The sequence below is a fragment of the Methylomonas sp. MS20 genome, assembly GCF_050275925.1.
Taxonomy (GTDB): domain Bacteria; phylum Pseudomonadota; class Gammaproteobacteria; order Methylococcales; family Methylomonadaceae; genus Methylomonas; species Methylomonas koyamae_A.
Window position 1 is genome coordinate 166,575 of record NZ_CP189962.1, and the last position, 19,057, is coordinate 185,631.

General features: G+C 56.9%; 21 protein-coding genes. 9 read left to right on the plus strand and 12 right to left on the minus strand.

Annotation, left to right across the window (positions count from 1 at the left end; translation table 11 throughout):
• Nucleotides 1-157: 157 nt before the first annotated feature.
• The 6 genes from ACQE3D_RS00720 to ACQE3D_RS00745 form a co-directional block, all read right to left on the minus strand.
• Entirely contained in the window at nucleotides 158-2,362 is a 2,205-nt protein-coding gene (locus ACQE3D_RS00720; protein ID WP_313729376.1) for a primosomal protein N', read from the minus strand.
• A gap of 339 nt (nucleotides 2,363-2,701) precedes the next feature.
• Nucleotides 2,702-3,214, minus strand: a complete 513-nt coding sequence (locus ACQE3D_RS00725) for a disulfide bond formation protein B (RefSeq protein ID WP_168030350.1) — start codon at nucleotides 3,212-3,214, stop codon at nucleotides 2,702-2,704.
• A gap of 126 nt (nucleotides 3,215-3,340) precedes the next feature.
• Nucleotides 3,341-4,045 (minus strand): potassium channel family protein, encoded by a 705-nt coding sequence (locus ACQE3D_RS00730; RefSeq protein ID WP_071160071.1) that lies wholly within the window; start codon nucleotides 4,043-4,045, stop codon nucleotides 3,341-3,343.
• Nucleotides 4,042-5,646, minus strand: a complete 1,605-nt coding sequence (locus tag ACQE3D_RS00735; protein ID WP_313729375.1) for an NAD-binding protein — start codon at nucleotides 5,644-5,646, stop codon at nucleotides 4,042-4,044. Before ACQE3D_RS00735 ends, ACQE3D_RS00730 begins: the two co-directional genes overlap by 4 nt.
• Nucleotides 5,647-5,649: 3 nt before the next feature.
• The gene (locus ACQE3D_RS00740; protein ID WP_313729374.1) at nucleotides 5,650-6,378 is read right to left on the minus strand and encodes an SDR family oxidoreductase; all 729 of its coding nucleotides are present in this window, start codon (nucleotides 6,376-6,378) and stop codon (nucleotides 5,650-5,652) included.
• Nucleotides 6,366-7,358 carry an SPL family radical SAM protein gene (locus ACQE3D_RS00745; protein WP_313729373.1) on the minus strand — a complete coding sequence of 331 codons (993 nt, stop codon included), beginning with the start codon at nucleotides 7,356-7,358 and terminating at the stop codon, nucleotides 6,366-6,368. The genes ACQE3D_RS00740 and ACQE3D_RS00745 overlap by 13 nt, the downstream gene beginning before the upstream one ends.
• Nucleotides 7,359-7,467: 109 nt before the next feature.
• Between ACQE3D_RS00745 and ribF the strand changes: the two genes are divergently transcribed.
• Together ribF and ACQE3D_RS00755 are read left to right on the plus strand one after the other, a co-directional pair.
• Nucleotides 7,468-8,409, plus strand: a complete 942-nt coding sequence (ribF, locus tag ACQE3D_RS00750; RefSeq protein WP_313729372.1) for a bifunctional riboflavin kinase/FAD synthetase — start codon at nucleotides 7,468-7,470, stop codon at nucleotides 8,407-8,409.
• Nucleotides 8,406-8,636: a DUF1289 domain-containing protein gene (locus ACQE3D_RS00755; protein WP_168030342.1), complete on the plus strand. Its 231-nt coding sequence runs from the start codon at nucleotides 8,406-8,408 to the stop codon at nucleotides 8,634-8,636. The genes ribF and ACQE3D_RS00755 overlap by 4 nt, the downstream gene beginning before the upstream one ends.
• A gap of 89 nt (nucleotides 8,637-8,725) precedes the next feature.
• Here ACQE3D_RS00755 and ACQE3D_RS00760 read toward each other — a convergent pair whose 3' ends face one another.
• Nucleotides 8,726-9,181, minus strand: a complete 456-nt coding sequence (locus tag ACQE3D_RS00760; RefSeq protein ID WP_313729371.1) for a DNA polymerase III subunit chi — start codon at nucleotides 9,179-9,181, stop codon at nucleotides 8,726-8,728.
• Between the two features lie 78 nt (nucleotides 9,182-9,259).
• Nucleotides 9,260-10,744: a leucyl aminopeptidase gene (locus tag ACQE3D_RS00765; protein WP_313729370.1), complete on the minus strand. Its 1,485-nt coding sequence runs from the start codon at nucleotides 10,742-10,744 to the stop codon at nucleotides 9,260-9,262.
• Nucleotides 10,745-10,836: 92 nt separating this feature from the next.
• On the opposite strand from ACQE3D_RS00765, the gene lptF reads away from it, so the two are divergent.
• Complete coding sequence (gene lptF / locus ACQE3D_RS00770) at nucleotides 10,837-11,970, plus strand: LPS export ABC transporter permease LptF (RefSeq protein ID WP_064026539.1); 1,134 nt, start codon at nucleotides 10,837-10,839, stop codon at nucleotides 11,968-11,970.
• Complete coding sequence (lptG, locus tag ACQE3D_RS00775; protein WP_313729472.1) at nucleotides 11,970-13,037, plus strand: LPS export ABC transporter permease LptG; 1,068 nt, start codon at nucleotides 11,970-11,972, stop codon at nucleotides 13,035-13,037. The genes lptF and lptG overlap by 1 nt, the downstream gene beginning before the upstream one ends.
• Nucleotides 13,038-13,086: 49 nt before the next feature.
• Here lptG and ACQE3D_RS00780 read toward each other — a convergent pair whose 3' ends face one another.
• From ACQE3D_RS00780 to ACQE3D_RS00790, 3 genes are read right to left on the minus strand one after another with little or no spacing between them, the layout of a single operon-like run.
• Complete coding sequence (locus tag ACQE3D_RS00780) at nucleotides 13,087-13,473, minus strand: lipocalin family protein (protein ID WP_168030336.1); 387 nt, start codon at nucleotides 13,471-13,473, stop codon at nucleotides 13,087-13,089.
• Nucleotides 13,474-13,531: 58 nt separating this feature from the next.
• Nucleotides 13,532-13,993, minus strand: coding sequence for an RDD family protein (locus ACQE3D_RS00785; RefSeq protein ID WP_269454748.1), 462 nt, complete (start codon nucleotides 13,991-13,993; stop codon nucleotides 13,532-13,534).
• Nucleotides 13,994-14,173 (minus strand): hypothetical protein, encoded by a 180-nt coding sequence (locus ACQE3D_RS00790; protein ID WP_064026486.1) that lies wholly within the window; start codon nucleotides 14,171-14,173, stop codon nucleotides 13,994-13,996.
• A gap of 247 nt (nucleotides 14,174-14,420) precedes the next feature.
• On the opposite strand from ACQE3D_RS00790, the gene pcnB reads away from it, so the two are divergent.
• The 5 genes from pcnB to panD all read left to right on the plus strand — a co-directional run bounded on the left by pcnB (nucleotide 14,421) and on the right by panD (nucleotide 18,435).
• A complete protein-coding gene (pcnB, locus tag ACQE3D_RS00795; protein WP_064026484.1) occupies nucleotides 14,421-15,800 on the plus strand; it encodes a polynucleotide adenylyltransferase PcnB in 1,380 nt (459 codons plus the stop codon).
• Entirely contained in the window at nucleotides 15,797-16,300 is a 504-nt protein-coding gene (gene folK, locus ACQE3D_RS00800) for a 2-amino-4-hydroxy-6-hydroxymethyldihydropteridine diphosphokinase (protein ID WP_064026482.1), read from the plus strand. The genes pcnB and folK overlap by 4 nt, the downstream gene beginning before the upstream one ends.
• Nucleotides 16,297-17,106 (plus strand): 3-methyl-2-oxobutanoate hydroxymethyltransferase, encoded by an 810-nt coding sequence (panB, locus tag ACQE3D_RS00805; protein WP_313729369.1) that lies wholly within the window; start codon nucleotides 16,297-16,299, stop codon nucleotides 17,104-17,106. Before folK ends, panB begins: the two co-directional genes overlap by 4 nt.
• Nucleotides 17,107-17,108: 2 nt before the next feature.
• Nucleotides 17,109-17,957 (plus strand): pantoate--beta-alanine ligase, encoded by an 849-nt coding sequence (panC, locus tag ACQE3D_RS00810; RefSeq protein WP_313729368.1) that lies wholly within the window; start codon nucleotides 17,109-17,111, stop codon nucleotides 17,955-17,957.
• 97 nt (nucleotides 17,958-18,054) lie between these two features.
• The gene (panD, locus tag ACQE3D_RS00815) at nucleotides 18,055-18,435 is read left to right on the plus strand and encodes an aspartate 1-decarboxylase (protein WP_064026534.1); all 381 of its coding nucleotides are present in this window, start codon (nucleotides 18,055-18,057) and stop codon (nucleotides 18,433-18,435) included.
• Nucleotides 18,436-18,479: 44 nt separating this feature from the next.
• On the opposite strand, the gene fliW is transcribed toward panD, so the two are convergent.
• A complete protein-coding gene (fliW, locus tag ACQE3D_RS00820; RefSeq protein WP_064026476.1) occupies nucleotides 18,480-18,938 on the minus strand; it encodes a flagellar assembly protein FliW in 459 nt (152 codons plus the stop codon).
• Between the last annotated feature and the right edge of the window lie 119 nt (nucleotides 18,939-19,057).

Sequence of the window (19,057 nt, forward strand, 5' to 3'; positions counted from 1 at the left end):
GGCGGGGCGTTCGGTGAGCCCGAAGTGTCGGCCTGGCGAATACCCCTGGTTTTTTGCCGCGACCTCGAGCCGCGAAAAAGCGGCGAATTATCCCATAAAACCCTTCACTTACCGGCGGCTTTTTGCCGGGCGATCGCAGTGAATCGATAGCGGATGGTTAATACAAGTCCAGCGGATCGACATCCAGCGACCAACGTACCGATCTGGCCTCGCGCAAGTCGGCGAGGCGGGGGACCCAAAAATCCAATAGCCGCTGCAAAGCCGGGCGCTTATCGCTTTGCAGTAGTATTTGGTAACGGTATACCCCGGCGCGTCTGACCATAGGCGCGCTAACCGGGCCGAGCACTTGCACGTCGGACGGCGTAAAGTCGGTCAAACATTGAATAGCCGCCCGCAAAAATTGCGGCGGTGCGCCGGCGTTACCGGCTTGCGCCCGCAGCAGGGCTTGATAGCCGAATGGCGGCAGCCCCGCGGCGCGGCGTTCGCCGAGCTCGGCTTCGGCGAACGCCCGATAGCCGCGGCTCAGCAAGCTATGCAGCAGCGCGTGTCTCGGATGGCGGGTTTGTAGGATCACCCGGCCGGGCAATTCGGCCCGGCCGGCTCGGCCGGCGACTTGTACGATCAATTGCGCTAACTTCTCGCCGCCGCGAAAATCGATGCTGAACAGACCGCTGTCGATATCCAGGATGGCCACCAAGGTCACGTTCGGGAAGTGGTGGCCCTTGGCGAGCATTTGCGTGCCGAGCACGATGTCGGCATCGCCGCGATGAATTTGCTGCAAATAGCCTTCGAGCGCGCCCTTGCACTGCGTGGTGTCGCGGTCCAGGCGGACGATGCGGTGGCCGGCGAACAACTCCTTCAGCGTTTCTTCGATGCGTTCGGTGCCCAGGCCGAGTGCCTGCAACTCGCCGACGCCGCAGGCCGGACACTGCCGCGGCAAGGCTTGCTCGTAGCCGCAATGATGGCAGCGCAATTTGTGTATGCCGGCGTGGATGACCAGATTGGCGTCGCAACGGTGACAGCGCGATACCCAACCGCAATCGTGGCAGATTTGCACCGGCGCATAACCGCGCCGGTTTAGAAACAGCAGCACTTGCCGGCCTTCGGCGAGTTCCGCGCCGATCGCCGTTACCAATGGCTCCGACAGACCGGCTTGCAGCTTCTTGCCGCGAATGTCCAACACCTGAAATGCCGGCGGCTTGGCGTTGCCGGCTCGGTGCGGCAAGTGCGACAGACGGTAGCGGCCCTGGGCCACATTGGCCAGACTCTCCAGCGACGGCGTCGCCGAACCCATCACCACCGGAATATTCAGCAGCTTGGCTCTGGTGATCGCGACATCGCGCGCCGAAAATCGAAACCCGTCCTGTTGTTTGAAGGAGCCGTCGTGTTCCTCGTCCAACACGATCAGGCCGGGTTCCCGAAGCGGCGTAAACAGCGCGGATCGAGTGCCGAGCAGTATCCGCGCCACGCCGGCGCGCATACTCAGCCAGGCTTGTTGGCGTTGCCGGTCGGTCAGATTCGAGTGAAAGGTTTCGATCCCCACCCCGAAGCGCTGCCGAAACCGCTGTTCCAATTGCGGCGTCAGATTGATTTCAGGCAGCAATACCAAGACTTGCCGCCCCAAAGCCAGGGTTCGGGCGATGATCTGCATGTAGACTTCGGTCTTGCCGCTGCCGGTCACCCCCTCCAACAAATGCACCGCGAACCGGTCCAGGTCGGCGCCGACCGCGTCGATCGCGGCTAGCTGGTCCGGATTGGCGGCCAGCGCGGCACCGAGCACGACCGGACCATCCGACGGGTCCGGCATTCGCGGCTCGACCAAACCTTTGTCGATCAACGCCCGCAGGGCCGGCTTGTGTCCGGCCAATTCGGCCGCCGACCAAGCCGGTTCGCGGCTGAGCATTCGTCGCAGCAAATCTTTTTGCCGAGTGGCGCGTCCCAAATCGACATCAGGCGCCCGGCCGGCCGCGGTCGGCGCGAAATAACGCTCGCACTGCAATGTGGCCGGCAAACCTTGGCGTAACGCGGTCGGAAATGCCGTTGCCACTACTTCACCGATCGGATGGTGGTAGTAGCGGGCAGCCCATTCCAGCAACTGCAAATCGAGAGCCGACAACAACGGGGTGTCGTCCAGTAGCTCGATGACCGGCTTAATCGAGCGACTGGCTAGCGTCGAGCCGTTGGCGCTACCCATGACGACGCCGACGCATTGACGCTTGCCGAACGGCACCAAAACCCTGGCGCCACGCTGAAATTCCGCCGAATTGCCGAGTTCGGAAGGTCGGTAATCGAACAATCTGTCCAACGGAACCGGCACCGCAATTTTTAAAATCAAACTGTCGGCGGCATCGCATTTAGCCATTTTTGATGAGTTGTTTTCGATGTTGCATCGCTAAGTGATTATGTCGGCTAAGGAATTTAAGTTACCCACAAAACCTGTGGATAACTCTGTGGATGGAGGCGAATACGGACCGCTTAGTGTCGGATTTAATTACAGATTTGTTAAATTGCGTAAATTTGAGCCAATGTAATTTATCTTTATTTATCAATGACTTGAAATCAATCTTCGGCAGGCTCCATCGTTTTCCGTCTAGGCGGCGAGGCTTCGGGCGTTTGCTCCGTTTTTGTGCATAACTTGTTACAAAACTGAGGGAAATAACACAGCTTGGAGAAGGAAACCCTGTCCGATATTCGACAATGCTTATTTGCTAATGCGCGGCGCCGAATCGCCCCATAGCAGCCCGGCCCAGGTCGCCAGCAACAGGAAAGCAAACAAGGTCCAGGCCGGTATGCTCAATCCCAGTAAGGTCCAGTCGATCTTGGCGCATTCGCCGGTGCCGCTCAACATCAATTTGATGGTGTCGGCCAACGGGAAATTCTGAAATACGTATTCCAGGCCGGGGCTGCATTCCGGTACCTCCTCCGGCGGCAAATGCTGCAACCACACGTGACGGGCGGAAACGCTGGCGCCGATCAATGCGGCGGCGGCGGCCAAAACCGCATAGATCTTACGGCCGCGGTTGTGCAGGCCCGCCGCCAGGAAAATCAAGCCGGTGGCCAGTATGGCCAAGCGCTGCGAAATACATAGCGGACAGGGCTCCAGCTCTTCGACGAATTGCAAATAGGCACCGACGGCCAGCAAACCGGCGCAGGCCATAAAACCGATAAAGAACCGCGCGCGCGGACTGAAATAATCAAAAAGCGAGCTGATCATAACGAATGAGGGCTAAATTTGGAGTATGAAAAATCGGTTCGAAGCGGAGGCTTTCGAACCGCGCTAACCATCCGCGACATGTTAACAACTTCGCGCTGCGATGGCTTATCGGGTCCGAGCATTCCGCTAAATATCGCAAAACTCGTCTTCGACATCTTTTTTAAAAGCCCGAATTTCCCGAGTCGGCCCCAGAATGACCAGAATGTCGCCGGCGTTCAAGCGGCGTTCGGTTTGTTCGCTGACAAACTGCAACTGATCGCCGGCCTGTTGATCGACGATGCCGATCAGTATCAAATTGTATTGCGTCCCCAGCTCCAGTTGCTCGACCGTGCGGCCTTGTAAATAGCTGGTTTGAGGAATCGCGATTTCCGCCATCCGCAAATCGTGGCGGCCGAATACGGTGTGGTCGAAAATATCGGTAATGTCGGGCCGTTTCAGCATGTCGTGAATCTTGCGGCCGCAAATTTCGTAGGGATCGATGATTTTGTTGGCGCCGGCCGCCAGCAGTTTTTCCGCCGATTCCGGGCTGTCGACGATGGCGATGATGACCAGTTTCTTGTCCATCGCTCGCGCCGACAAGGTCAGAAACACGTTTTCGGAGTCGTCGTCGAAAAAACAAAACAGGATGTCGATATCCCGACCGATGCCTATCGATTTCAATTCCTCGTCGCTACGAAAATCGATCGTGGCCGATTCGAAGCCGTTTTCAGCGGCCATCGCGGTATGCAGCGGCCGATGGTCGATAACCAGGATGTCGTGGTGCTCGCGATCCAGGCGGCTGATGGCCTCGAACGACAGGCGGTTGTAGCCGAATACGGCGACCTTTTTCATGGCGACGTCCTATTCCACAAGCGGCGCTGCTCGACCTGATCGCGAAAATGATCGATCCCGTATTTCCGCCCCAGCAACACCAACAAATCGCCATGGCGCAGGATGAATTTTTCTTCGGGATTGAAGTAAAAATGCTGTTGTTTCACCTGGTACTTGTTCTTGTGCTTGAAATGGATGGGATTGTCGCTGATCACGCCCAGCAGCGTCAGCTTGTTTTGCTTCAGGTCCAACTGGCCGATGCGACGGTTGTCTAGCGGCGAGTTTTCGGTGACCAAAACGGTTTCCATCGTAATTTCGGTCTGGTTTTGCAGAATCCCGGAAATCGCCTCGAAGGCCACCGGCTGGCCGACGAACTCGGCGGCCAGCAACCCGGCGACCTCGAAGGGCCGAATCACGTTGTCCGCGCCGGCTTGGTAGAGTTTGTTGACGTTTTCGTGGCGGTTGGCGCGGGAAATAATCCGCACATTTTTATTCAAGTGCCGGCCGGTCAGGGTGATGTAAACGTTGACGACGTCGTCGCCGGTGATGCACAAAATCGCGGTGGCGCCGCGATTGATGCCGGCGTTCAGTAACACTTCGTTTTTGCTGGCATCGTTTTGCACCGCCAGATATCCCAGGTTTTTGGCCTGGACGACGTTAACCTCCTTGCGGTCGATAACGATGAAGGGCTGCTGCTCCCGATGCAGATGGCGGGCGATTTCTTGCCCGACCCGGCCGAAGCCGCAAATGATGATGAAATTTTGGTAGCGGTCCAGTTCGGCATAGGCGCGACTTTCGCGCAGCGACAGCATTTTTTCGGCGAAGGCGGCGATCAGAATCGATGTAAAAAACGACAACACGCCAATGCTGGTTAGGATCAGAAACACCGCGACCCAGCGTCCGCCGGTGGTTTGCGGGGTGATGTCGCCGTAACCGACCGTCGCCAAGGTCACGACGGACCAATAGAAGGCGTCGAACATGGTTTTGATGCTGCCGCTCGCCACCTGGTATTCGAACATATAAATCGCCACGCTGGCGATGAACAGCAAGAAACCGCTGAAAATCAGCAAGGTAGTCAGCTCGTAACGCCGGCTGGCCAGCACGTTGGCAAACAATTTGGCACTATCCGAATAGCGGAACAGCTTGAACAAGCGGAATACGATGAAAATGCGCAAGATGTCCAGCGGTCGATAGCTGGGCAAAATCGCCAAAATGTCGATCACCGCGAACGCCGAACTCATGTATTCCAGTTCCTTCGCGAGTATGCGCTTGCCGGCCGCCGGCAAATTGAACGGCAAATTCAAATAAAGGGCTTTTTCGTATTCTTCGATGATGATTTTGTAGGAATCCGAATAAATCCAACCGCGTAGCAAGTACTCGGTAATGAATACCGCCAGGATTGCCTGCTCGAAATAGCCGCCCATGGTGCTGGCCTGATGTTCGATCCGATACAGCAAAAAGATCACGCTCAACACAATCAGGCCGATCATGATGCTGTCGAAGCGTCGTTTACGCGGGCTATGCGGTTCTTCCAATAGCTGGTAGAAGAATTGTTTGCTGCGCCGGTAGCCTTCGGCCGACTTCAGAAAATACGCGGCGTAAACGATTAGTTTGGAAAGCATGACTCAGGGCTGATGGGGTGGCTTCTTAAAGTCGACGACCTTGCAGGCCGGGCCGAGGTTGATTTCGTCGATCACTAGGTGCGGGCCGGCTTGCAATATGTAGAGCGCGGCGTCGGCGACATCGTCGGCACTTAAGGCTTGCCCCGCTTGCTTGCCCGGTGCGAAGTGCAAGGTTTCGAAAAACGCGGTATCGACCATGCCGGGGTTGATCAAGGATACCCGAACGCCGCTCTTGCCGCATTCCTCGCGTAACGCCTGACTAAAACCGCGTAACGCAAACTTGCTGGCGCAATAGATGCTACCGTTACGGCTACCTTTCAGCGCGGCTTCCGAGCCGATGTAGAGCAGGTTGGCGCGAGCTTGTTGCTTGAGTTGGGGCAGCAGCGCCCGCGTCAAACAAGCTTGAGCGGTGAAGTTGACGGTTATCAGCTGCTCGATCTGCGCCTGTGAATGTTGCTCGAGCGCGCCGAACCGGCCGTAACCGGCCGCGAACACCACCGCGTCGAGATCCGGAAAGTCCTGCTGCAAACGCTTCGCGAACGGCGCGATAGCGGACAAATCCGCCAAATCCAGCGCCATCGGATAAAAACGCGGATGGACCCGCTCGAAACGACGGCTATCGCGGGACGTGCCGATCACGCGATGGCCTAGTTGTAACAGACGCCGGGCGATGGCGCGGCCGATGCCCGAACTCGCGCCGGTGACCAGGATTGCGCGGCTCACGGCATGCACCGGAACAACTGGGCTTCGTCTAGGTATTGCCGTAACATTTCGCTACAGTCGGCGATCATCGATTGTTCCAGGTCGGCGCGATACGAGACCAGGCCGGCCGAGGTTTGCAACGGACTGGCAAACAGGCGCTCGTCCGGATAGAGCTTATGCATCTTCTTGTAATACGCCTCGGGTAGGCGGAAGGTACCGAGGCTGACAGAGTGCAAGGTTTCGGCATCCAGGGTCGCGAAGACTTGCTGGAACAATGCCCGGTATTGCTCGCGATAGTCGTGTTGGTATATCAACGGATCGAAACGCAAACCGATGGGCCAGCCCTGTTGCTGCAACTTGGTAGCCGCTTCCAAGCGCTTGGCGACGGCTGGCGCCTTGGCTTCGACTTGTTCGGCCACCGCGTCCGGCGCCAAGCTAAATGCCACGACGCAACGCGGCCATGGCCGGCGCGTCAACAGGCTGCGAATTTGGGTGCTCTTGGTACGTAACTCCAGCCAGGCATTGGGCAGCGTCTCGAAAAACGGCAGGAACTGCTCGGCGAAACCGGTGATCGGTTCCAGGGCCAGGCTGTCGCAATCGTAGCCCGAGAAAAAATAGACGGCCTCGTTGGGCGTTTCCGCGCAAATTTGGTCGATTTCACGCTGAAAATCCTCGAAATTGACGAACAACACGTAATTGGCCGACTGGTACATGCCTTGTAAAAAGCAGTAGCGGCAGTCGTACAGGCAATTGAGCATATGCGAGAAGTAGTAATTACGTGTCCCGCCGATGCCGTAACCCGCCGGCGCCGGCAACGCGAATTTCCGGTATTTCTCGGCCAGGATCAACGCCGGCCTTTGCTTTTGCAAGCGAAAATTCTGCGCCCTGGGATTGAAGACTTCGCCGTAGCGCGCGCACTCCACTACGCGCGCTCGCGGAAAGCGGGCGCGTATCGCCGCCGTGCGGGAATGCCCGGCGACGGCGGCTTCGATATACAAGGTATCTATCATGCGGGCATAAACAACGAAGGCGAAAACTCGGTCGGGCGCTCATTATAAATGACGATAGGCCGGGGTCGGCGCTTGCTGATAGAATCGGCACTTTTAACCCGACACAGCCATGCGATTGATCAGAGGCCTGCACCATCTGGAGCCGTTGCGCGACGGTTGCGCATTGACGATAGGCAATTTCGACGGACTGCACCTTGGCCACCGCCGCGTCATCGAAACCTTGGCCGAGCATGGTCGCCGTCTGCATCTGCCGACCGTGGCGATGGTGTTCGAACCCCAGCCGCTGGAATATTTTCTAGGCGATCACGCCCCGTCCCGGTTGACCCGCTTACGGGAAAAAGCCATTCAATTCGCCAAACTGCCGATAGACGAACTGTTGGTGCTGCCTTTCAATCGGACTCTGGCGGATTGCGATGCCGAACATTTCATCCGTGACATTCTGGTCGAACGCCTGCGCGTCAAACATTTGGTGGTCGGCGACGATTTTCATTTCGGCAAGGCCAGGCGCGGCAATTTTGCGATGCTGCAGCATTTCGGCGAACAGTACGGTTTCGCGGTCGAAGACAGCCATTCCTTCGAAGTCGATAGTTTGCGGGTCAGCAGTACGTTAATTCGCGACGCGCTCAGCGAAGGCCAACTGGCGTTGGCTCGAACCATGTTGGGCCGCGACTTTTCGGTGTGCGGACGGGTAGCGCACGGCGACAAACGCGGTCGCGAACTGGGTTTTCCGACCGCCAATGTACGGATGTTTCGCAAAAATACCCCGATAGTCGGTGTGTACGCCGTGACGATGAGCGGTCTGGACGGTAACGAATATCCTGGGGTTGCCAACGTCGGCACGCGTCCTACCGTCGACGGCGGCGCCAAAGTGGTCTTGGAAACGCATTTATTCGATTTCAATCAAGATATTTACGGCCATTACGTGGAAGTTCATTTCAAACGCAAATTGCGTGACGAAACCCGCTTTGTGTCGTTGGCAGCCTTGAAAGCGCAAATTGAATTGGATGTGGTCGATGCGCGGCGGTTTTTCGCCGAGGAGGAGGCGCGATGAGTGGGCTGGATCGGGTGGCTTCGCCCTGCGTGCGCAATTGTTGTCTGGACGACGAGGATGTTTGCTTGGGATGCTTCCGGAGTTTGTCGGAAATTTGCGGCTGGAGCGTCGCCGACGACGGCGAGCGTCTGAGTTGCTTGGCCCGCGCCGAACAGCGCAAAGCGGCCAAAAAGTCGCCGAAAGCTCAAGTAGGAGCCGGCGAGCCGACTGGCGGAATCTCACCGTAAAATCCAAGGAGACGACGGTTACTGCTTCGGATCGGCAAATCACGCAACATTCGCCGATCCGCGCAATGGCGCGCGCCGCCTCGAAAATCTCACATCTTATGGGTCTGAATCGTCAATCCGAGCTGTTGATACCGCCGATAGCGCTGGCGACCGGCTTGTTTGCTGGCTTCACTGTTATCCAGGATCTCGAGTATCCGCTCGGTCGGTGGTGAGGTGGGCGGAAAGTCGGCGGACAGGTTGACAATGACACCGCGCCAGTTTTCCGGAATATCGCCGACGCCGATTAGAATCGTGCCGGGGTGGCTGGGCAGCGTGCCCGAATAGCGTTGATGGGGCACGAAACTACCGGGCCGAAACGTCCACAAGTGTTTGTCCATCAGCTCGGCCTGTTCGGCGGAATCGGTGAGTACATAACAAAACCGGCCGCTACGGTAGATCTTTTCGATCAGCTTGCAGGCGAATTCGTGGCGTTGCTCCAAATCGTGCGAGCTCAGCACGTAAAAGCTGACTTCAGGCGCAGCGGGCGAGTAGCCGAGTTCTGTCATGTCGTAGGCGTGGTTCGGCCGGGAGCTTGAAGCAGCGATCGCCATCGCGGCTGAGTTTGATTTTTCCCCAAAACGAACTTACGCCGCAGCCCGGTTCAGCAAATACTGAGTCAGCAACGGCACCGGTCGGCCGGTCGCGCCTTTGTTCGCACCGGTGCGCCAAGCGGTACCGGCGATGTCGATATGAGCCCAGCGGAAATCCTCGGCGAATTTGGACAGAAACACTGCCGCGGTGATGCTGCCGCCGTCTGGACCGCCGATGTTGGCCAGATCGGCAAAATTGGATTTAAGCTGTTCCTGGTATTCTTCCCAGATCGGCATGCGCCAGAGCATGTCGCAGGCGGTTTCGCTGGCGCCCAGCAGATCGTTGCACAGTTTGTCGTCGTTACCGAACAAGCCGCTTGGCACCCGGCCCAGCGCGACAATGCAGGCACCGGTCAGCGTGGCCATGTCGATCACCACGTCGGGATTGTATTTTTTGGCGTAGGTCAGCGTGTCGCACAGAATCAAGCGGCCTTCGGCATCGGTGTTCAGCACTTCGATGGTTTTGCCGGACATGCTGGTCAAGATGTCGCCCGGTTTGTTGGCGGCGCCGTCCGGCAGGTTTTCCGAGGACGGGATCAGGCCAACAATGTTCAGCGGCAAATTCAATTGGGTGACCGCCCGCAGAATCCCTAACACACTAGCCCCGCCGCACATGTCGTACTTCATTTCGTCCATGCCTTGGCCGGGCTTCAGCGAAATGCCGCCGGCGTCGAAAGTCAGGCCCTTGCCGACCAGCACGATGGGCTTGTAGCTACTGTCGCCGCCCTGATAGTCCAGGCAAATCAGCTTGGCCGGCTGGCGGCTACCGCGCGATACGGCCAGGAACGAGCCCATGCCCAGCGCTTCCATGTCGTGCTCTTCGAGAATTTGGCAGGTCAGCTTGTCGTGTTGGCCGGCCAACGCCAAGGCCTGCTCGGCCAGATAAGTCGGCGTGCAGACGTTGCCCGGCAAGTCGCCGAGCGATTTGGCCAATTCGACGCCGGCCGCGATCGCCGCGCCTTGTTGCAATCCGGCTTCGGCCTGGGCGCGTTGTGCTTCACTGGCAACGATGGCCAGTTGTTGCAACGGAATCTTGTCGTCGACCTTTTTTGTCGCGCTGTATTGGTAAACGCCGTCGCCGAACAGTTCCACGATTTGCCGGGCTTTCCATTGCACGTCGCCGGCTTCGACGTCGATGTCCAGCAACGCGGCGGTCGCGGCCTTGACCTTGCTAGCCTTGATCGCGCCGACTGCGGCGATCAGCGCCTTACGGAACTGCTTGCGGCCGATTTTGCCGCGCTCGCCGAAACCGACCAACACGAGACGTTGAATACCGCCTTCCGGCAAATGGTTGATTAACAGTGTTTCGGCGTTTTTCCCCTTGATGTCGCCCCGGCCGATTAGTTTGGAGAGCAGCCCGCCGAATTGTTGGTCTAGCGCCGTCGCGGCCGGGCCGAGTTGTTGGTTTTCGTAGAGGCCAACCAGCAGGCAGTCGCTTTGCAGTTTGTCTAGGGGAGCGCTTTCTATAAAATAGTCCATTGCGATAGGTCGTGGGTGTCTTGGATTGAAGGGGATCGCCGAGGCGCGGCCGGGTTCGCCGGATTATACCTTAGAAAATCAGGAGTGCGTTGTTGAGCAATTTGCGAGCTTTACCCAGTGCCGGCCGGCCGTTTCGGCTATTGACGGTGCTGGACAAAATGATCGTCAAGGAGTTGTTTTTGACGGTCGGCGGCGTGTTGACGGTACTGGTGGTCATTATCGTCAGCCGCAAGTTCATCCGGGTGTTGGCTCAGGCCATCGAGGGCAACATCGCCAACGAGACGGTATTGACCTTGTTGGGTCTGAAAATCGTGTTGGCCGCCAATGCCTTCCTGCCCGCATCGCTGTTCATGGCGGTGCTGATGGTGTTGGGCCGGATGTACCGGGAACAGGAGATGGCGGCGATCGCCTCCGCCGGCGGAAGTGTGTTCACGATTTACCGCGCGGTATTTCTGTTGGTCGTGCCGCTAAGTCTGGCTGGCGTGGCGCTGTCGATGCTCGCGGCGCCCTGGGCCGAGGCAATGAGCGAAAAGCTGATGCACCAGGATAGGCAGGATGCCGATATTCGCGGTATTTCAGCCGGCCGCTTCAGCGAATACAGCGACGGCGAGTTGATCTTTTACACCGAGAACGTCGACAAGGACGGCCGGATGCACAAGGTCTTCGTGCAAAACAAGCAGGGCGAGCGCACCGGCGTCGTCAACGCCGAGACCGGACGTTTGGCGTTTTTACCCGGCGGGCTATACCTGATACTGGAAAACGGCGAGCGGGTGATGGGCCAGCCCGGTAACCGGGACTTCACGATCGAAAAATTCGGCGAATACGCGGTCTTGGTCGAAAAGAAAACCACCGAACTGGTGTTGGGCCGAGAGGCGGTAGCGACCGAAGATTTGTGGTCGTCTCGGGAGACGCGCGATGTCGCCGAATTGCAGGATCGCTTGAATACGCCATCCGGCGTCATCCTGTTGGCATTCTTGGGCGTGCCGCTGGCCCGGCTTTCGCCGCGCGGTGGTATTTACGGGAGCATGATGGTCGCTTTCGGCATTTATTTCGTGTACGGCAACTTGCAACGGGTCAATCATAGCTGGGTGGTCGGCGGCAAAGTGCCGGGCTGGCTTGGCTATTTTTGGGTGGACGCCCTGTTGTTGACGGTCGGTTTGCTAATGCTGGCTCGACTCTACGGCTGGCGCTGGCTGTGGGAAACCGTAAGGGGGAAACTGGCATGATCAATGTTCTGACTTGGTATATCGTCAAGGAAATCGTCAAGGGTTCGTTGATTGCGGTGTTGCTGTTGCTGACGTTGTTTAATTTATTTAGCTTCAGCGACGAACTGAAAGATTTGGGCCAGGGCAATTACGGCCTGAAACAAATTCTGTGGTTTTTGACCCTGACCTCGCCTCGGGTGTTTTACGAATTGGTGCCGTCGTCGGCATTGCTCGGCAGCTTGTTCGTGGTCGGCTCAATGGCGAACGATCGTGAAATCGTCGCGATGCGCGCCGCCGGCTTGTCGATCGCCTGGATCATCCGCTCCATCATGTTGGCCGGCTTAGTGTTGGTCAGCGTCGCGGTCGCGGTGGGCGAATTCGTCGCGCCGACTTGCGAGAAGGCCGCGCAGGTCTTGAAAACCACGGCCTTGCATGACGGCGTCGTGATGCGCTCTTTATATGGTATGTGGCTGCGCGAGGGCGACAGCTTCATCAATGTCCGTAGATTGCAAGATGACGGTACCTTGGCCGACATTCGGATTTACGACATCGACGACCAACACCACGTGAGTCGAATCACCCAAGCGGAGCGAGCCCAATTTCTAGGCAACAAACAATGGAAGTTGGAAAACGTTCGCTATTCCGAAATCGGCCAACCGCGAATTTTGGCCGGCGCCCAGCCTGAACAGGCCTGGACTTCGGGCATCGATTCGGATTTGCTGAAAGTGGCGGTCGTCAACTCGGATAATTTATCGTTGTACGATTTATTTATGTACATCGACTTTCTGAAACAGAACAGTCAGAAGTCGCAGAGTTACGAGCTGGCGTTCTGGAGTCGTTTGATCAACCCGTTCGTGACCTTCGTGATGCTGATGGTGTCGGCGCCGTTCGTGATCGGCATAGGCCGAGGTACCAGCACCGGTGCCAGGGTGATGGTAGGTATCGTGATCGGGATGACTTTCAACATCTTCGACCGGATCGCCGGTCATGTTGGCTTGGTTTACGACATGAATCCGATGCTAATGGCCATGTTGCCGAGCGCCGTGGTGTTTTGCGTGGCTTCGTTGGCGGTGTGGCGAGTCAGCTAGCGGTGGGCGGGCGCTTGGGGCGGAAGTTTCCGCACCAAGCGGCATTGGGTTATTTGTGGGTCATGAACAAATAGAGAAATTTACATTTCAGCGTCATATCCTTGCCGTCCAGTTCAACGACCGAACAGTCTTCGTATTTTTCGCGGCCGGGCGTGATTTGTTTTTTGATCACACCGTTTTCGATACTGTATTTAATCGGAATGGTCATTTCGCCGATGCCGCTACGCGCATCTTCGCCGGTAGTGATCAAGGTACCGTCTTTTTGGAATTCCCAGGTGACCTGCAAGGGTTTCCTTTCTCTGTCCAGCGCGAGCGCTTCGGCGGTAACTTGCCATTTTCCGATGAGTTTAGAGTTATCTTGCAGTTGCACGTCGGCATCAGCGGCGGCCGAGATCAATGCGCCAAACAGTGACAGGGCTATTGTTATAGTTTTCATTCTGGACTCCCGGACTAGGATTGGTGTGAGGCGCGAATATAGCACATCCGTTTCGGCATTATCCCGGGCCGTCCAGAAAAAACAGGCGGGTGCCGGATAGCCGGTCGTGCCAGGCCAAGCCTTCTTTGTCGATCAAACACCACGCAAAGCCCAAGCCAAAAATTGCCCATGACAGCAGGCCGCCAATAAAGCGCACGCCGGCCCGCCGCCATCCCAGTTTGCCGCCGGCCTTGTCCGCGACTCGAATTTTCCAGGCCTTCAAGCCGAGCGTCTGGCCGCCATGCGTCCAAAACCAACCGTAAAAACCGAACGCCACGGCCAACAAATACAGCGGATAAAAATATTGGCCGCTGTTAAAGGCTTCTCCGGCATTGAACGGCAGAATCAGCGCGGTTGCGACAAACCAGATGGCCAACAACAGGAATCCGTCGTAAAACACGGCGGCCATGCGACGCAAAAAGCCCGGTGTCGCGGCTTTGGCGGCACCGGGCTTGGCGGTTTCAAAAAGATCGTGACGCAATTATTTTTCGAACAAAGCCAGCTTCTGGCCCATGTACATGCTCATGCCGACCAGACAGCCCAGCATGACCAGCGAAAACAAGAAAGGCGGCCGGTGAAACACCAGCAATGCGAAATCGGCCACGAACAAACTGGTGAACAAGGGTTGGTCGATAAAACCATTTAATATCTTCTTAAACATACGCTCCACGCTCCGAAGTAAATTGCCCGCCGCCGGAGCCCGGACAACGAGGACAGTCATCGATATTATTTAGTATCGCCGCCACTCGGCGAGTCTCTGAATTCTACCTATAAAGGTAGGGATTGTAAAAGAAAGCGCTCGATTGAGCATGAATCTGGCTCGGTGTTATGATAAAGGTGCCCGGCCGGCTCCGATCCTGCTTGATAGCCTTCGACCCGCCGCCACTTAAAACTTTAGGGATAGAGCCATTTTTAGTTTTTTCAGAAGAATTTTCTCGCCGCCCGGCACCGCTGTCGAAGCGGCTCCAGTCGCGCCGCATTCCAGTAATGCCCCGAGAATATACGCGCGAGCCGAACATTGCATCTCCAGAGCGCAAATCAGCGAAAATGCGTTGAAGGTATTGTTGCGGCTTAAAAAAGCCGATTTCGAAGCTTATTTGGTTGGCGGATGCGTCAGGGATTTGCTTTTAGGCCGGGAGCCGAAAGACTTCGATGTCGCGACTAACGCCAGCCCCGAGCAGGTTAAGCAGATCTTTCGCAATTGCCGAATCATAGGCAGGCGCTTTCGGTTGGCTCACGTGTTTTTCGGTCGGGAAATTATCGAAGTGGCAACGTTCCGAGGCTCGGAGGCCGAGGCGCCCGATCAGCAAGTCGTTCACGAAGATGGCCGCTTACTGCGCGATAATGTGTTCGGTACGTTGGAGGAAGACGTCTGGCGGCGGGATTTTACCGTCAACGCGCTCTACTATAATATCCGAGATTTTTCGGTCGTCGACTTTACCGGCGGCATGAGTGACCACTCGGCCGGCGTCTTGAAGCTAATTGGCGACCCTCAGCAGCGCTACCGGGAAGATCCGGTGAGGATGCTGCGCGCGGTGCGCTTCGCGGTCAAGCTGAGTTTCAGCTTGCATCCGGATACCGAGCAGCCGATATACGAACTGACGGATTTACTAAAAAGTATCCCTTCCGCCCGCTTGTACGACGAAGTGTTGAAGCTGTTTTTGGCCGGCTACGGTGTGCAAACCTTCGAAATGCTGCGCCATTACGGCTTGTTTGCGATTTTGTTTCCCGACACCGATCGCTGTCTGGCCAGTCAGGAGCAGGATTTTCCCCGCTTATTCGTGATCCGAGCGCTGGAAAATTCCGATGCGCGTTTCAATGACGGCAAGACGCTGACGCCGTATTTTCTGTTGGCCGCATTATTGTGGGAACCACTGACTGTATCGGCCCAACAACGCATCGACCACGGCGAAAACGAAACGCTGGCTTATCAAAACGCCGCCAACGAGGTTTTGGGGCGGCAAGTCAAGATTACCGCAATGCCGCGCCACATCACGCAGTCGATCCGCGACGTCTGGTTTTTGCAACAGAAATTCACTCGCACCGTAGGTTCTCGGCCGTTTCGTTTGCTCGAACAACCCAAATTCCGCGCGGCCTACGATTTTCTGCAGTTGCGCGCCGAAACCGGTGGCGCCGATCCGGAACTAGTGGCCTGGTGGACGGGCTTTCAGGAGGCCGACGAGGACGAACGTCATCGGATGACCGCACCGCCCAAGGGCGGCGGTAAACCCAGGGCAAGAAAAACAGGCCGCTACCGCTCCCGTTCCAAACAACCCAATTCGCAATGAGCCTACCCGTTGGTTATAGGGAAGCCTATATCGGCCTGGGCAGTAATCTGGAAGACTCGGTAGCTCACGTCACGCAGGCCAGAGGCGAGATTGCCGAGCTAGCCGAGGTTGTCGAACTGGGTTTTTCGGCCTTGTATCGCAGTTTGCCGGTTGGACCGCAAGATCAGCCGGAGTATGTCAACGCGGCAATGCGGATCGCCACCGCGCTGCCGGCCATCGATTTACTGCGCCAATTGCAAGCCATCGAAAACCGCCATGGCCGGGTGCGTGGGCAGCGCTGGGGCGCTCGAACCCTGGATCTGGATCTGTTGCTCTACGATGCCCAGATCATCGAACAACCGGATCTGATCGTACCGCATCCCGAATTGGCCAAGCGTGCCTTTGTCCTGTATCCGCTGGCGGAGCTTTCAGTACCGGATTTGACGGTGCCCGGTCTCGGCTCGCTGGCCGAACTGATGAGCCGCTGTCCGCCGGACGGTTTGACCCAAATCGATTCATGACCCTGTACGGCGAGACCACCAAAATGTTGACGATCAGCGATCTGGCGGCAATGAAACGCGCCGGCGAAAAGATTAGCTGCCTGACCGCGTACGACGCGAGCTTCGCGGCGGTACTCGATAACGCCGGCATCGACGTACTGCTGGTTGGCGATTCGTTGGGCATGGTCGTCCAAGGCGAAGCGAGCACATTGCCGGTGACTATCGACGACATGGTCTACCACGGCCGCTGTGTCGCGAAAACGCGTCGCCGAGCATTTTTGATCGTCGATCTGCCATTTGCCAGTTACGCACTGCCCGAGCAAGCGCTGAACAATGCCGCGCGGCTAATGCGCGAGGGCGGCGCGCAAATGGTCAAGCTGGAAGGTGCCAAGCCTGCCATCGTTGCCTTTTTGGTCGAGCAAGGCATCCCGGTTTGCGGACATCTGGGCCTGCTGCCGCAATCGGTCAACCGACTGGGCGGGTATCGGGTGCAAGGCCGGGACGCCGGCCAGGCCGAGCGCATTCTGGCCGACGCCGTGGCATTGGAACAAGCCGGCGCCGGCGGTTTGGTACTGGAATGCGTGCCGGCGGCACTGGCCGAGCGCATCAGTCGGCGGTTGGCGATACCGGTAATCGGCATCGGCGCGGGCGCGGCTTGCGACGGCCAGGTGTTGGTGTTGTACGATATGCTCGACATCGGCGCAGGCAAACGGCCGCGTTTTTCGAAAAACTTCATGACCGGCGCGGCCGGTATCGCGGACGCGGTCGCCAGCTACCACGCCGCCGTTAAATCCGGTGAATTTCCCAGCTCCGAGCACGCCTACTGATCATGCAAACCGTCGATCGCATCGAAGCATTGCGAATGCTGCTGAAACCCTGGCGCCGGGCCGATTTGAAAATTGCCTTCGTCCCGACGATGGGCAATCTGCACGCCGGACATCTCCGGCTGGTCGAGGCTGCCCGCCGTCATGCCGACAAGATTGTGGTCAGTATTTTCGTGAATCCGACCCAGTTCGGTCCGACCGAAGATTTTGCCAGTTACCCGCGCACCGAAGCCGACGACGTGGCCAAGTTGAGCGAAGTCGGCGCCGATCTGCTGTTTCTGCCCGGCGTCGCGGAAATCTATCCGCAGGCTTCCCTGACGACTATCTCGGTTGCCGGTTTGTCGACCATCCATTGTGGCGCGAGTCGGCCCGGCCATTTCGACGGTGTGGCGTTGGTTGTCTGCAAATTGTTGAACATGGTTCAGCCCGATCTGCTGCTGCTTGGCGAAAAGGATTTTCAACAATTGACGCTGATTCGGCGCATGGTGGCCGATCTGAATCTACCGGTGGCAATCCAAGGTGTCGCGACGGAGCGGGACGACGACGGCTTGGCGCTGAGTTCGCGTAACGGCTATTTGACGGCACCGCAGCGCGCTAGCGCGCCTGAGTTGTACCGATGTTTGCGGGCCGCTGGAGATGCGATACAGCGCGGCGAGCGCGATTTTGCCGGGATAGAAGCCGCCCAGTCGCTACGCCTGACACAAGCCGGGTTCGTGGTGGATTACTTTACGATTTGTCGCGCCGCCGATCTGGCGCCCGCCACTTCCGGCGACATGGATCTGGTGATTCTTGCCGCGGCCAAACTCGGCAATACCCGCTTGATCGACAACCTGGTTTGTCGTTCAAATGGTTGACGAGACAAGGCTTTCCGGCGATAAAGCCAATGCCGATATTTGATAGCCCGTTCAATTTCAGGCATAATCGCCATCCCTGTCTTCGAACTTGTTTACCATGCAAACCATCATGCTTAAAGCCAAGTTACACCGTGCGCGGGTAACGCATTCAGAACTGGATTACGAAGGATCCTGTGCGATTGACGGCAAGATTTTGGATTTTTCAGGGATTAGGGAATACGAGCAGATCCATATTTACAACGTCAACAATGGCGAACGCTTCACGACGTACGCGATTCGCGCTCAGGACGGCTCCGGTATTTTTTCGATCAACGGCGCGGCGGCTCGTTTGGCGTGTCCCGGCGATCTGATCATCGTCGCGGCTTACGTCAGTCTCGACGAAAAAGAGTTGAAAAACTATCAGCCGACGCTGGTGTATTTCGACGGCAATAACCACATCAGCCATTCCAGCCACGCCATTCCGGTACAAGCCGCATAACGTAAAAGCAACCGCCGCATTGCGTCGGCGGTTGCCGAAGGGTTTTACGCTTCCGATACGTCGATTTCGCTGACTTTCTCGGTTAGCGTGATGCTTTGTTCTATCGTCACCAAAACTTTCTGATAGCCGATGCGCTTGTTACTGTTGATCAGTAGCGGCGCTTTGATAGACCCCTTGATGGTCGGCTTGCCGTTTTCCTGTTCGTTATCCTTGTGCAGTAAAATCAAAATCAATAAATCGTCGCCTTCCTCGATCTTCAACAGCGCTTCTTCGTCGTCGGTCAGCGTGAAGTTGTAATTGATGTTGAAATGGGCCGGATGCGCGACCGAGAATGTCAATTCCGCGTTATCCACCGCTTGCAGCCAATAAACGATTTCGCTGCCTTCCTGATGAAACAGCTTGAAACGGGTTTGATCCTCGAAGCCAGGAATACCGCGCGGAAAGGTGATAATGGTGTCCGGATTGATGTCTTGGTTGCCTAGCAATTTCGATTGAATTTCCATGATCCCGCCAGTTTCTATTGAAGCCTTCTGAGCGGCTTCGTTGATAAATGCCCCAAGTTATAGCATGTAACCGGTGATTTGCAATCCTTACCGGGAGACTTGCCTTGCGCAAACGACTA

Coding starts and splice junctions, on each gene's coding strand:
- ACQE3D_RS00720 (WP_313729376.1), bottom strand. CDS start 2,362: ATGGCTAAATGCGATGCCGCCGACAGTTTGATTTTAAAAATTGCGGTG.
- ACQE3D_RS00725 (WP_168030350.1), bottom strand. CDS start 3,214: ATGATCAGCTCGCTTTTTGATTATTTCAGTCCGCGCGCGCGGTTCTTT.
- ACQE3D_RS00730 (WP_071160071.1), bottom strand. CDS start 4,045: ATGAAAAAGGTCGCCGTATTCGGCTACAACCGCCTGTCGTTCGAGGCC.
- ACQE3D_RS00735 (WP_313729375.1), bottom strand. CDS start 5,646: ATGCTTTCCAAACTAATCGTTTACGCCGCGTATTTTCTGAAGTCGGCC.
- ACQE3D_RS00745 (WP_313729373.1), bottom strand. CDS start 7,358: ATGATAGATACCTTGTATATCGAAGCCGCCGTCGCCGGGCATTCCCGC.
- ribF (WP_313729372.1), top strand. CDS start 7,468: ATGCGATTGATCAGAGGCCTGCACCATCTGGAGCCGTTGCGCGACGGT.
- ACQE3D_RS00755 (WP_168030342.1), top strand. CDS start 8,406: ATGAGTGGGCTGGATCGGGTGGCTTCGCCCTGCGTGCGCAATTGTTGT.
- ACQE3D_RS00760 (WP_313729371.1), bottom strand. CDS start 9,181: ATGACAGAACTCGGCTACTCGCCCGCTGCGCCTGAAGTCAGCTTTTAC.
- ACQE3D_RS00765 (WP_313729370.1), bottom strand. CDS start 10,744: ATGGACTATTTTATAGAAAGCGCTCCCCTAGACAAACTGCAAAGCGAC.
- ACQE3D_RS00780 (WP_168030336.1), bottom strand. CDS start 13,473: ATGAAAACTATAACAATAGCCCTGTCACTGTTTGGCGCATTGATCTCG.
- ACQE3D_RS00790 (WP_064026486.1), bottom strand. CDS start 14,173: ATGTTTAAGAAGATATTAAATGGTTTTATCGACCAACCCTTGTTCACC.
- folK (WP_064026482.1), top strand. CDS start 15,797: ATGAGCCTACCCGTTGGTTATAGGGAAGCCTATATCGGCCTGGGCAGT.
- panB (WP_313729369.1), top strand. CDS start 16,297: ATGACCCTGTACGGCGAGACCACCAAAATGTTGACGATCAGCGATCTG.
- panC (WP_313729368.1), top strand. CDS start 17,109: ATGCAAACCGTCGATCGCATCGAAGCATTGCGAATGCTGCTGAAACCC.
- panD (WP_064026534.1), top strand. CDS start 18,055: ATGCAAACCATCATGCTTAAAGCCAAGTTACACCGTGCGCGGGTAACG.
- fliW (WP_064026476.1), bottom strand. CDS start 18,938: ATGGAAATTCAATCGAAATTGCTAGGCAACCAAGACATCAATCCGGAC.